The 12,779-nt window shown below is 62.4% G+C and carries 10 protein-coding genes; 1 reads left to right on the plus strand and 9 read right to left on the minus strand.

Annotated elements, in window-relative coordinates; all coding sequences use genetic code 11:
• Positions 1-44: 44 nt before the first annotated feature.
• The 6 genes from LDN85_RS17195 to LDN85_RS17220 form a co-directional block, all read right to left on the minus strand.
• Positions 45-1,334, minus strand: a complete 1,290-nt coding sequence (locus LDN85_RS17195) for an extracellular solute-binding protein (RefSeq protein WP_223943639.1) — start codon at positions 1,332-1,334, stop codon at positions 45-47.
• A gap of 135 nt (positions 1,335-1,469) precedes the next feature.
• A complete protein-coding gene (locus tag LDN85_RS17200) occupies positions 1,470-2,777 on the minus strand; it encodes an MFS transporter (protein WP_223943640.1) in 1,308 nt (435 codons plus the stop codon).
• Between the two features lie 104 nt (positions 2,778-2,881).
• Entirely contained in the window at positions 2,882-3,523 is a 642-nt protein-coding gene (locus LDN85_RS17205; RefSeq protein WP_223945484.1) for a Poxvirus protein I5, read from the minus strand.
• Between the two features lie 32 nt (positions 3,524-3,555).
• A complete protein-coding gene (locus LDN85_RS17210) occupies positions 3,556-4,479 on the minus strand; it encodes a carbohydrate ABC transporter permease (protein ID WP_091549702.1) in 924 nt (307 codons plus the stop codon).
• The gene (locus LDN85_RS17215; protein ID WP_223943641.1) at positions 4,476-5,426 is read right to left on the minus strand and encodes a sugar ABC transporter permease; all 951 of its coding nucleotides are present in this window, start codon (positions 5,424-5,426) and stop codon (positions 4,476-4,478) included. Before LDN85_RS17215 ends, LDN85_RS17210 begins: the two co-directional genes overlap by 4 nt.
• A gap of 31 nt (positions 5,427-5,457) precedes the next feature.
• Complete coding sequence (locus LDN85_RS17220) at positions 5,458-6,744, minus strand: ABC transporter substrate-binding protein (RefSeq protein WP_223943642.1); 1,287 nt, start codon at positions 6,742-6,744, stop codon at positions 5,458-5,460.
• A 218-nt stretch (positions 6,745-6,962) separates the two neighbouring features.
• Between LDN85_RS17220 and LDN85_RS17225 the strand changes: the two genes are divergently transcribed.
• Positions 6,963-8,993: a beta-galactosidase gene (locus LDN85_RS17225; RefSeq protein WP_223943643.1), complete on the plus strand. Its 2,031-nt coding sequence runs from the start codon at positions 6,963-6,965 to the stop codon at positions 8,991-8,993.
• A 181-nt stretch (positions 8,994-9,174) separates the two neighbouring features.
• On the opposite strand, the gene LDN85_RS17230 is transcribed toward LDN85_RS17225, so the two are convergent.
• From LDN85_RS17230 to LDN85_RS17240, 3 genes are all read right to left on the minus strand, one after another.
• Complete coding sequence (locus LDN85_RS17230; RefSeq protein WP_223943644.1) at positions 9,175-10,560, minus strand: extracellular solute-binding protein; 1,386 nt, start codon at positions 10,558-10,560, stop codon at positions 9,175-9,177.
• A gap of 301 nt (positions 10,561-10,861) precedes the next feature.
• A complete protein-coding gene (locus tag LDN85_RS17235; RefSeq protein WP_026541335.1) occupies positions 10,862-11,800 on the minus strand; it encodes a carbohydrate ABC transporter permease in 939 nt (312 codons plus the stop codon).
• The gene (locus LDN85_RS17240) at positions 11,793-12,737 is read right to left on the minus strand and encodes a sugar ABC transporter permease (protein WP_026541336.1); all 945 of its coding nucleotides are present in this window, start codon (positions 12,735-12,737) and stop codon (positions 11,793-11,795) included. The genes LDN85_RS17235 and LDN85_RS17240 overlap by 8 nt, the downstream gene beginning before the upstream one ends.
• Positions 12,738-12,779: the final 42 nt, after the last annotated feature.

The following is a 12,779-nucleotide window of genomic DNA, read 5'->3' on the forward strand; positions in this document are numbered from 1 at the left end:
CCCGGAACTGTTACCAAATGCCACCTCGCGGGCGTGAACGGGACCTAGCTCAGTGCGGTCTTCGCCTCGTCCATGGCCTTTTTGGCGGCGTCAGCAGGTGACATCCGGTTGAAATGCACTTCCAGGCCATAGCGGCCAAAAGCTTCGACGGCAGAGCTGGAACCTGCCGGCGGCACCGGGACGGCGTCTCCCAGTTCGGAGGAGATCTCGTCGATGAACTTTGCCGTGGCTGCGTCTTCGGGGGTCAACTTGGGAAGGACAGCAGCACGGACCTCCGAATTACCCGGGATACCGCGGTCCGCGAGGGCTATCTCTCCGGCCTCCACATTGTTGGCCAGGAAGTCGATGAGTTTCTGGACTTCGGCCGGGTGCTTGGTACGGGAGCTGGCGGACCAGAACTGCGAGGACTTGTAGAACTGCTTGGCACTCGCCGCGCTGCCGTCCGTGCTCGGCGGCCGGTGGATCTCCAGCGGCTGGCCCGAGGCCTTGGTGAGGGCGCTTAGCTGGTTGGACCAATACCAGGCGAGCCCGAACCTGTTGGTGGCCAGGCCCTGCTGGTCCACCGAAGCGGTGGCGTCCTCGGTCATGACCGAGGCGGGAGGCACGGCCTTGGAATCGCGCAGCTCGGCCTGGTACTCGTACCAGCCCGCCAGGTCTTCCTCGTCGAAGCCAAACTTGCCGTCGGAGGTGAACAGCGACTTGCCGTGCTGGCGGAACCAGAGATTCATGGGGGCGTCGCCGCTCACAGCTCCGGAGCCATAAACACCGCTTTTGCTTCCCTCGGTGATGGCTGCCGCAGCCTTGTTGTATTCATCCCAGGTCCAGGTCTTGTCATCGGGCAAGCTGACACCGCTGGCGGTCAGGAGCGAGGGGTTGGCCAGGACCACTTGGGCGTTGACGCCGGCCGTGACGGCGTACTGTTTTCCATCAACCTTCCCGGCATCTGCCACGGCGGAATCGAACTTGCCGAGGTCTACGTCCTTAAGTTCCAGGAGGGCGCCGCGTTCGGCATATTCACCCAGGTAGGCGGCATCCATCTGAATGAGGTCCGGAGCGTCCTGGGAGGCCACCTGGGTGGCGAGCTTGTCCCAGTACCCGGACCAGTCGCCGTATTCGCCTTTGACTTTGATGGTGGGGTTCTCTGCTTCGAAAGCATCGATAAGTTTTTGGGTCATTTTGTGGCGGACATCCGAACCCCACCAGCTGAAGCGCAGGGTGACTGTTCCGTCGGAGGCGGCCTGCGGCGAGCTGCCGCATCCGGTCATGGTGATGGCCACAACGGCCGCGGCGGCTGCAGCTTTGAGCGCGAACTTCTTTGTTGCACGAATCGACATCTGGGGTCCTTGTCTGGGCAGGGTGGGCTCTTGCAGATGCACGTCGGAGAAAACGCTTTCTCAGCCTAGGTGTGCTCTACATCACCAGTCAAGGGAGTTTTTGTTTGTTTGAGCTATCACTTATAACAAAAGCGCTCAGGCCGCGGTGCGGGCACGCCGCACCGAATAACGCCACAGCAAGAACCCGATCACAGCTGCCGACGCCATGCCGAGCGCACCGGTAACCACCAGTCCTGCCCTGACGCCAAAGTCCTCCGTCAGCCATCCCGCCAACAAACCACCCAGCGCGTGGCCGCCCAGGAGCAACGGGAAGTACAGCGCCAGCACCCTGCCGCGAACGCTGGCCCCGGCTTCCAGCTGAACGGCCGTGGCTGCGCTGGTCAGGAACAGCAACGTCATGAAGCCCACCACCATGAGCATCACCACGAACCACTCCTGCGTGGGCATCAATGCTGCCAGCAGTTGCGTCAGCCCGAAGAGCCCGGCGCTGGCCACGATCCCCTTCCGACCGAACCGCTTGATCCGGGTTGCCACCAATGCGCCCACCAGCGCGCCCAAAGCGCTGACGGTATTGAACAGGCCGAAACCGGCGGGACCACTGTGCCAGACCCTGTCCGCGAAAGCAGCCAGGACAACCGGGCCGTTCATCCCGAAAGCGCCCAGCAAGCCAGCCAGCAGCATGGTCAACAGCAGGGGTGGCCGCTCGCGGACAAAGCGGAACCCGGCAAGGATCTGGCCACGCCGCGGTTCCTGCCCACGGACCTCCGGCGAATGGTGCAGCTCACCTGGCCTGATGGAGACGATCATGACCATCACCGCTGCGCCAATGCCGGCATTGGCCGCGAAGGCCGCCGCCGGACCTGCTTGGGCAATGACCACCCCGGCAAGCGCGGGACCGGCCATGGCACCGAGCTGGGCCACCGCACTGTTCAACCCAATGGCGGCAGGAAGTCCGGCGTCGCCCACAACCTCATTGACGAAAACTTGCCGGGCCGGGCCGTCAATGGCGCTGGTGATGCCCAGCGCAATGCAGGAGGCGTAGACAACCCAGACGTCGGTGCCGCCCATGGCATTCCACACCGCGAGTCCAGCTGCCAGCAACGCCGCAACCGCTTGGCAGGCCAGGAGGATGCGTCGCTTGGGGAAAAGATCCACCAGCACGCCGGAGAGAGGCCCAACCACCAGCATGGGCAGGAATTGGAGGGCGACGGCAAGGCCCACAGCGGCCGGGCTTCCCGTGAGCTGGAGAACCAGCCAGTCCTGCGCCAGCCGTTGCATCCACACCCCGCCGCTTCCCACTAGGGACAGGGCCACGAAGATCCGGTAGTTGTGGTGCCGCAGTGGATAGTGCCAGGTTTCGGTGGAGCCGACCCGTGGGGCCGGTGTGGTGGACTTGGTGGATTTAGCGGATTGGGGGCGCAGTGGGAACGGGCGCGGCGACACGGGGTGGAGTGCTCGATTCAGCTCTTGGGGTCGGTTTCTTATGGAGTTTTTGTACAGCTAATGCCCTTAAGGAGGCTCCTAAAGGGCATTAGCTGTACAAAAACTCAGCGATGGGAGCGGATCTTGATGGCTGCGGCTGCCAGGACCAGGGTCCCGGGAACGATCACGAACAGTGCCTGCAGCATCCACACGAAGACCACCGTCATGAAGAGTGCCGCGAGCAGCAGCAAGGAACCCGTCCAATCGCGCACAGAATCGGCTTTGGCTTGTGAATAGGCTGCAGCCCAACGTTCGGGGCCTGGTACGTCGGCAGGCTGGAGATCGGCATCGCCGTCCCAAGTGACGCTGCCGCTCCAGTTGGCAGCGGTGCGGAGCAGCAGAACCGCACCTGCAGCGGCCAAAATCAGCGTCGCCGGCAGGATAAAGGCACGCCCGGGCAGTTGACCCACCAGTGCGAGCAAGAGGTTCAGGACAATCACGACGGCGGCTGCCGCCGTCGTGATTCCCAGCTTCCAACTGCCGGGCAGCGCGCGGCGGAAATTCCCCCACAAGCTGCGGAGGGAGTCATCCCTGCCGCTGAGGTGCCTTTCGAGGTGTGCGACGCCGGCCGCATAGGCAGCCGGCGCCGTCACCAGGGGGACGGAGAGGAGGAGCACGATGACCCCGGCCAGGATGGTCTCGGCGAAGAGGGCGAAGCGGTTGACCGGGATGCCGGACTTCGGCGATGACTTGCCTGTGGCGTTCATGGTGCTCATTTCTGTATTCTCTTCCGTGTCCGTCAGCCTTTGAGGCCTTGTGTGGAGACGCCTTCTACGATGTAGCGCTGGAAGACGAGGAAGAAGACCAGCACTGGCAGCAGCGCCAGGACGGACATGGCGATCATGGCTCCATAATCCGAGCTCTGGGTCTGGTCAACAAAGAGCCGCAACGCCAAGGGAAGCGGATACTTTTCGGGAGTGTTCAAGTACAGCAACGGGCCCAGGAAGTCGTTCCAGCTCCAGATGAAGGAGAAGATCGACGTGGAGATCAGGGCAGGTTTCATCAGCGGAAGCATGATGGACCCAAAAATCCGGGCGTGGCCGGCGCCGTCGATGCGGGCCGCCTCATCCAGTTCGGCCGGGAGGCCCCGCATGAACTGGACCATGAGGAAGACGAAGAATGCGTCGGCGGCCAGGAACTTGCCGATCAACAGCGGCACGTACGTGTCCACCAGGCCAAGCTGCTGGAACACGATGTACTGCGGGATGATCACCACGTGGAACGGCAGGAGCAGGGTGGCGATCATCATGCCGAAGAACAGACCACGTCCGGGGAAGTTGATCCGGGCGAAGGCGTAGGCCGAGATGGATGCCGAGAGGACGGTTCCCACAACAGCGCCCACTGCCAGGATCAGGGAGTTGGTGAAGAACGTCAGCGTGGAGACCCCGCCAATACCGTCCATGGCAGTGACAAAGTTGTCGAAACTGAAGTTGGCCGACCACAGGGCGTTGTTGCCACCGCCGATCTCGGAGTTCGGCTTGAACGAGGCCGAGATCATCCAGATGGCCGGGTAGAGGACCACGGCCACCAGTGCCAAGGCAACAATGTGGAAGATGGTGCTCTTGATGCGCTTGGCTGTGGTGGACTCGGACTTCGGGTTGTAAGCCTGCGCCGCCGGGGGTTTCGTGGGAGCGGGCTGGGTGGGGGTTGCCATGGTTGTCATTTCGAATCACCGCTGTAGTGGACCCAGGACTTGGAGGTCTTGAAGAAGATCAGCGTGATGATGCCGACCACGATCACCAGGAGCCAGGCCATCGCCGAGGCGTAACCCATCCGGAAATCGGAGAAACCGCGCAAGTACAGGTAGAGGGTGTAGAAGAGGGTGGAGCCTGCCGGGCCGCCTTCACCGTTGGAGATGATGTAGGCGGACGCGAAGATCTGGAAGGCGTGGATGGTCTCCATGAGCAGGTTGAAGAAGATCACCGGGGACAGCATGGGCCAGGTGATGTTCATGAACTTCCGGACCGGACCCGCGCCGTCCATCGAGGCTGCCTCGTAGAGGTCCACCGGGATCTGCTTAAGGCCGGCCAGGAAGATGACCATCGGAGCGCCGAACTGCCAGACGGTCAGCAGGATCATCATGCCCATGGTCATGTTGGGGTTGCCAACCCACCCGCCCAGGTTGATTCCGAAGAAGGACAGGCCTTGGTCAACCGGTCCGGAATCGCCGAACATGGCCTTCCAGACGATGGCGATCGACACCGACGCACCGATCAATGACGGAGCATAGAACGCGGACCGGTAGAAGCCCTGGCCGCGGCGCTTGCTGTTGAGGAGCATCGCGATCGCCAACGCCGCCGCCAGCTTCAACGGAGTACCGAAGACCACGTACTGCATGGTCACGCCTACGGACTGCAGGAAACGTTCGTCCTGGAAGAGGGACGTGTAGTTGTCCAGGCCAATCCACTTGGGGGCGTCGAAGAGGTTGTAGTTGGTGAAGGAGAGGTACAGCGAGGAAATCATCGGTCCTACGGTCAGGGCGATGAATCCCAGCAGCCATGGCAGCAGGAAGGTGTAGCCGGCGCGGATGTCCGCTCCCCGCCGCCGCGATTTACGCGGCTGCGAGGGAGCGGAGGCGGCGCGCCTGCTCAAGGTTGGGCTTTGCGTCACGAGAGTAGTCCGTCAGTCATGAAAGCCTGGATCAGGCGTTCTGCTTGATAAGGTCTTCGGCTTCCTTGAACCACGCATCAGCTGCGCCGTCGATGGTCAGCTTTCCGTAGTTCAGGTCCGAGCTGACGCGCTTGAACGTTGATTCGAGCGTGCCGAAACCAACGATGGGCGGCTCCGGGGCGTCCTTGAGGTACTTCTCGATGGATTTCTCGTAGTCCACCACCAGCTTGTCGGTGCCTTCGAAGGTGGTGCCGTCGCGCTGGGTCTTCGACGCCGGCACGCCGCGGGAGGTCTTGAAGATCTGGCCGACCTCGGGATCGTTGACCATGAAGTCGATGAAACGTGCAGCAGCGTCCTTGTACTTGGTCTTGGCGCTGGCCACCATCAGCATGGAGGGCTTGAGGAACAGGCCCAGGTTCTCCGGATCATCCGAGGGAACGGGCACGAGCTTGAGTTCCTTCGCGCCGCTGTCAGCGAGGTACCCGGCCATGAAGTTGTCCCAGGTAACCTCAGTGGCAGTGACGTTGGAACCAAACGGGGACTTGGGCAACAGCTGTGTGGTCTTGTCTTCTCCCACAATGGCGCCTGTGCCGCGCAGGTCTGCGCTGAGGTTCCACCACTTCTTCAGGTCGTCTTTCGAGAAACCAAGCTTGCCGTCCTCGGTGAAGGCCTTGATGTCGTTCTGGCGCAACCAGATGTTGAAGTTCCACCAGACCCCGGTGTAGTCGGTGCCTCCAAACAAGGTCCCGTTGCCCTTCTGGCCAACCTCTGAAAGGAACGCGTTGAATTCCTTGTAGTTCCAGGAACCATCCGGCTCGGCGATGCCCAGGGAAGCGAGCTTGGCGGGATCGTAGTACACAGCGAAAGCATTGGTGCTGGTGGGGATTCCGTAGGTCTTTCCCCTGATCTGGCCGGAGGGCAGGAGTGACTTGTCGAAAGCGTCCGTGTTGATCTTCACGGTGCCCAGGTCAAGGAGCTGGTTCCGCTGGCCGTAGTCGCGGAGGTAGGAAAGATCCCACTGCATGACGTCGGGGAGGCCGCCGCCGGCGGCTTCGGTGGCGCGCTTCTGCCAGTATCCGGCAAAATCGGAGAAGTTGCCGTTGACCTTGACGTCCGGGTTCTTGGACTCGAACAGCGCAATCGCCTTGCGGGTGCGTTCTGCCCGGTCGTCGTTGCCCCACCATGTGTAGGTGATGGTGACGGGGTTGTCCGCGGAGCCGGTTTGGGCCGGGGAAGAGGACTGGCCACAGGCAGCCAGGAACGCGGCAGATGCGGTGCCGAGTGCCACGGTTCCGAGGAATTTCCTTCTATCAATCATGAGAGCCTCCTTGCTCAGTTGGTGCAAGCTTCCGGGATCTCTACAACGTGGCAGTGATCTCGCTTACACTCGTTCTGAATCGATACAATATCCCTAAATGTGAATCTGGGCAAGCGTTTTCCAATGGAGCTCTTTCCCGCCTGTTTCCTCCGCTACGCTGCTTGCATACCCTCGGACCACCACAAAGACTGAACCCGCCACATGACGAAGGAGTCCCCTTGACCTCCCCCGAAAACACCGGCAGTCCAGCTGTCTGGAACGCCATTGATGGCCTCGCCTACGGCGGGGACTACAACCCTGAGCAGTGGCCGGAAGACATCCGCCTCGAAGACATCGAACTGATGAAGGAAGCCGGGGTGAACTTCCTGAGCGTCGCCATCTTCTCCTGGGGACTCCTGGAACCCACCGAAGGCAACTACGACTTCGGCTGGCTGGACGATGTCCTGGACAACCTCAACGGGGCCGGAATCAAGGTGGCCCTGGCGACGGCCACCGCTTCTCCCCCGGCGTGGCTGGCCCGCAAACACCCCGAAATACTGCCCGTCACGGCGGAAGGAGTCCGGCTGGAGCGAGGCTCGCGACGCCACTACACGCCGTCGTCGGCCGTTTACCGCAAGTACGCCACCACCATGACGCGCGTCATCGCCGAACGCTACAAGGACCACCCCGCCTTGGCGCTCTGGCACGTGGACAACGAACTTGGCTGCCACGTTGGTGAGTTCCACGGCGACGAAGATGCCGCCGCTTTCCGGGCCTGGCTTGAGCGACGCTACGGCACCATCGAGGCCCTTAACGACGCCTGGGGAACAGCCTTCTGGTCCCAGCACTACGCCTCATTCGCTGAAATCATCCCGCCCGGCGCGGCTCCCACCACGCTGAACCCGGGCCAGCAACTGGACTTTGCCCGTTTCAACTCGTGGGTGTTCATGGACTACTACCGCGAGCTGCTGGAAGTGCTGCGCGAGGTCACCCCCAATGTCCCGGCCACCACCAACTTCATGGTCTCCAGCGCCACCAAAGCTTTGGACTACTTCGATTGGGCCAAGGACATGGACGTGGTCGCCAACGACCACTACCTGGTGGCCGCGGACCCTGAACGCGAAATCGAACTCGCCTTCAGCGCCGACCTCACCCGTGGCGTAGCATCCGGTCAGCCATGGATCCTCATGGAACACTCCACGTCCGCGGTCAACTGGCAGCCCCACAACCAGCCCAAAATGCCCGGCGAAATGCTCCGCAATTCCCTGGCCCATGTGGCCCGCGGTGCGGACGCCGTCATGTTCTTCCAGTGGCGGCAGAGCAAGGCCGGCTCGGAGAAGTTCCACTCGGCGATGGTCCCCCACGGCGGCCGCGACACGCAGGTGTGGCGCAACGTGGTGGACCTGGGCGAAGCACTGAAGAGGCTGGAACCGCTCAAGGGCTCCCGGGTGGAATCACGGGTAGGGATCGTTTTCGATTACGAGGCCTGGTGGGCCTCCGAACTGGACTCCCACCCCAACAATTCCCTGAAATACCTCGACACCATGCGCGCCTTCCACCGCGCACTGTACCTGCGCGGAATCACTGCGGATTTTGTTCACCCCACCGGCGACCTCTCCGGTTACGACCTGATCCTCGTGTGCACTTTGTACTCTGTGACGGACCAGGCGGCCGCCTCGATTTCCGCCGCCGCGGAACGTGGCGCAACGGTGCTGGTCAGCTACTTCAGCGGGATCGTCGACGAACGGGACCACGTCCGGCTCGGCGGCTACCCGGGTGCTTTCCGTGACTTGCTGGGGATCCGCAGCGAGGAATTCCACCCCCTGTTCCCGGGCACATCGGTGACCTTGAGCGATGGAACCGTGGGCTCCGTGTGGAGCGAGCACGTGCACGTTGCCGGGTCCGCCGGTGATTCGGCGGAGGTTCTTGCGACCTTCACCGATTACCCGCTCGACGGCGTTCCAGCCCTGACGCGCCGATCCGTCGGCAACGGTTCGGCCTGGTACCTCGCCACGCTCCCGGATGCCGTCGGCATCGATGCCCTGGCCGCCCGGCTGGTGGAGGAAGCGGGGGTGGGAGCCGTGGCCGAGACGAGCGCCGGCGTCGAACTTTCCCGCAGGCGCGCCGACGACGGCCGTACGTTCCTGTTCGCCATCAACCACAGCCGCGAGGATGTCACGGTCAAGGCCGACGGCGCCGAGCTCCTTAGTGGACTGCGCTTCACGGGCGTGGTTCCCGCCGGCGCCGTGGCAATCATCGCGGAGGACTAACCAAAGCAGGTGACGGCACATGGGCATTGGGTCCCCAAAGCCCCATGTGCTGTCGCCAGGCTGGTCGGCAGACAAAAACTGGCGCAGTCCGGCCAGCACACTCAGGCCGGCGCACGCAAAAAACCGCGCCCCGGCCGGATCACGAATGATCCGTCCGGGGCGCGGTTGTGCTTCAGGAAAGTCAGCTGATGGCGGACTTCATTTCGTCCACAGCCTTCTTGCCTGCCTCTTCAGTGGAAAGCCTGTTGAACAGGACTTCCGAGGTGTAGCGCTTGATGATTTCCTGGATGGCACCTGCACCCTTCGGCGGAGCCGCCGGGGCATCGCCAAGCTCACCCTTGATCCCGTCAATGAAGCTGACAACCTTGACGTCTGCCTTGGCCAGCTTGGGGGCGATGGCCTCGCGGACCTCCGAGTTGGGGTACACGCCGCGGTCTGCCAGGAGTGCCTCGCCGGCCTTGACGTTGTTGGTCAGGAAGTCGATGAACTTGGCGGTTTCCTCCGGGTGCTTGGTGCGCGATGATGCGGACCAGAACTGGGAAGCCTTGTACCAGAGCTTGGCGTCGTCAGCCTTGCCGGTCTTGGACGGGAAGCGCAGGATCTGCAGTTCACCGCCGGCAGCCTTCTCGAGGGCCGGGAGCTGGTTGGACCACCAGAAGGCCAGTCCGTTCTTGCCGGTGGCCAGGCCGCTCTGGTCCAGCGGAGCAGCTTCGGCTTCAACAACTTCAGAGGCCGACGGAACAGCCTTCTTCTCGCTCAGTTCCTTCAGGAAGCCCCACCATTCGGCGATGTCCGAGGGCTCGAAACCAAGCTTGCCGTCTTCGGTGTAGAGGGACTTGCCGTTCTGGCGGAGCCACACTCCCAGAGACGCTTCGTCCGTGCCGTAGGCGGCAGCGCCGTAGGTGCCCTTGGGCGACTTGGCGGTGACCTCGGCAGCAACGCGCTCGAAGTCTTCCCACGTCCAGGTCTTGTCATCGGGGATGGCAACCCCTGCCGCCTGGAACACCGCAGGGTTGGCAAGGATGGTGGCGGCATTGATGCCGGCGGCAATACCGGTCAGGCCCTTCTCGCCCTTGCCTGCTTCCAATGCGGCCGCATCAAGCTTGGAGGTATCGATCTTGTACTTGGAAAGGTCAAGCAAGGCCCCGCGGGTGGAGTACTCGGTGATGTACTTCTCGTCCATCTGGATGATGTCCGGGGCGTCGTTTGCTGCCACCTGGGTGGCCAGCTTGTCCCAGTAGCCGCTCCAGTCGCCGTACTCGGGCTTGATCTTGATATTGGGGTTCTCGGCCTCGAACGCAGCGATGGCTGCCTGGGTGACCTGGGCGCGCTTGTCGCCGCCCCACCATGCGAACCGCAGCTCCACCTTGCCGTCGGCGCTCTTGGCTTCGGATCCTCCTCCGCCGCCGCAGGCGGTGAGGGCAAGGACGGCTGCTGCCGTGGCAGCTACCAGGGCCGAGGCGCGAAGCTTGCGCTTGGTCCTCCGGGCCTTCGGCACCGCGGGCGTGTGTGCTGCGGGGGTGTGCGCTGCGGGGGCGACTGCTTCACCCTTGTGATGTTCCGGCACTGTTGTCTCCGATCTTCATTGATCCTGATGCGAATGGGAAAGCGTTTTCTTACTGCTCATTATGATACAAGTCACAATCTTGTATTACAAGATAGAAACTTGTCCTAGTTGTTGGATTACCCGACGCCGGTACCCACCAGCGGCGGTTCGCCCGACGTCGGTACTCACCAGCGGCGGTCCGCCAGACGTCGGCGGGACCGTCCGCCGTCGATTGGCTGCTCCGGCGTCGAACGCCCGGCAGTTGGCAGCATCCATCGGAAGGGGGAGGCAACCGCCACCCCCTTCCGGAGATGGTTCCGGCCTATTTGATGCCGGTGGTGGCGATGCCCTTGATGAGGAACCGCTGGCCGAACAGGAAGACGAGGAACACCGGGAGCAAGGACACGATGGACATTGCGAACAGCGATCCCCAGCTGGTGGCCGACTGCGAGTCAACGAAGGCCCGCAGTGCCACCGGGACGGTAAACATGTCCGGATCCGTGAGGTAGATCAGTGCGCCGAAGAAGTCGTTCCAGGTCCAAATGAACGTAAAGATGGTGGTGGTGGCCAGAGCCGGGACCATCAGGGGCAGGATCACGCGGAGGAAGATCCTGGGGTGGCCGGCGCCGTCGATGCGTGCTGCTTCATCGAGGTCCTTGGGAATGCCGCGGATGAACTGGACCATCAGGAACACGAAGAACGCGTCGGTGGCCAGGAGCTTGGGCACGATCAGCGGCCAGAACGTGTTTACCCAGCCGATCTGGGAGAACAGGATGTACTGCGGCACGATCACCACGTGGAACGGGAGCATGATGGTCAGGAGCATGATGCCGAAGAAGATCTTCTTGCCGCTGAACTGGAGCCGGGCAAAAGCGTAGGCAGCCATGGAGCAGGAGATCAGGTTGCCCAGGATGGAGCCCAGGACAACGATCGCCGAGTTGATCATGTAGTGACCGAACGGGTGCGTCAGCGCGGACCAGCCATCGGTGTAGTTGCTCATTTCCAGGTTTTCCAGCCACAGGCCCGGTTCGCGGAAGATGAGGTCGTTGGGCCGCAGGGAAGAAACCACCATCCACAGCAGCGGGTAGATCATCACGCCGCCCACGATGATCAGGATGGCGTGCTTGACCAGGCCTTTGATGCGGGCGCTGCGGCTGAACGCGAGGCTGCCGCGGGATTCGCGGCGGCGTGGGCCTTTTCCGGACCTGCCGGCCTTGGCGTCGTCGGAGGATGCTGCGGGGAGGGTCTGGAGTTTAGTCATCGTAGAACACCCAATACTTTGAAGCGATGAAGTTGATGGCAGTGAAGGCACCGATGATGACCAGCAGGAACCAGGCCATCGCTGAGGCGTAACCCATATCGAACTGGCCGAAGCCCTTTTGGTACAGGTACAGGGTGAAGAACATGGTGGAGTCGGATGGTCCGCCGTTGCCGCCCGAGACGATGAACGCCTGGGTGAACGACTGGAACGAACCGATGATCTGCAGCACCAGGTTGAAGAAGATGATGGGGCTCAGCATCGGCAGGGTGATCCGCCAGAACTTCTGCAGTGTGGTGGCGCCGTCAACTTCGGCAGCCTCGTAGTACATGGTGGGGATCTGGCGCAGGCCGGCCAGGAAGATGATCATGGGGCTGCCGAACGTCCAGACGTGCAGCAGGATGATGGAACCAAGCGCGGTGTTGGGATCCGAGATCCAGCCCGGCCCCTCGATGCCCACCATCGCCAGGACCTGGTTGACCAGGCCCGTAGTGCCGAAGATCTGCTTCCAGAGGATGGCAACTGCCACCGAACCGCCCAGCAGGGACGGCAAGTAGAAGATTGACCGGTAGAACGGAAGTCCGCGGAGTCCCTTGTCCAGGACCAGGGCGATCACCAGCGCAACTGCCAGCTGCAGCGGAACACCCACCAAAACGTAGGTGAAGGTGACGCGCAAGGAGTTGTGGAGCCGGGCGTCGCCGAACATGCGGACAAAGTTGTCCAGGCCCACCCATTCCGGGGGCTGCAGGAGGTTGTAGTCCGTAAAGGACAAGTACAACGACATCAGCATGGGTCCCACGGTGATCAGAGCAAGCCCAATCAGCCAGGGAAGAAGGAAGACGTAGGCGGCCTTGTTGTCGCGGCCGTTGGCCTTCTTCTCTTCCTTCGTCATGGGGCCCTTGCGGCGGGTCATCGTTGAGAGTTCGCCTATGGCGCTCATCGCTTCCCCCTCGCCGGCCCGCGAACGCCTTGCGGCGTCCCC

Source organism: Arthrobacter sp. StoSoilB20 (assembly GCF_019977295.1).
GTDB classification, from domain to species: domain Bacteria; phylum Actinomycetota; class Actinomycetes; order Actinomycetales; family Micrococcaceae; genus Arthrobacter; species Arthrobacter nicotinovorans_A.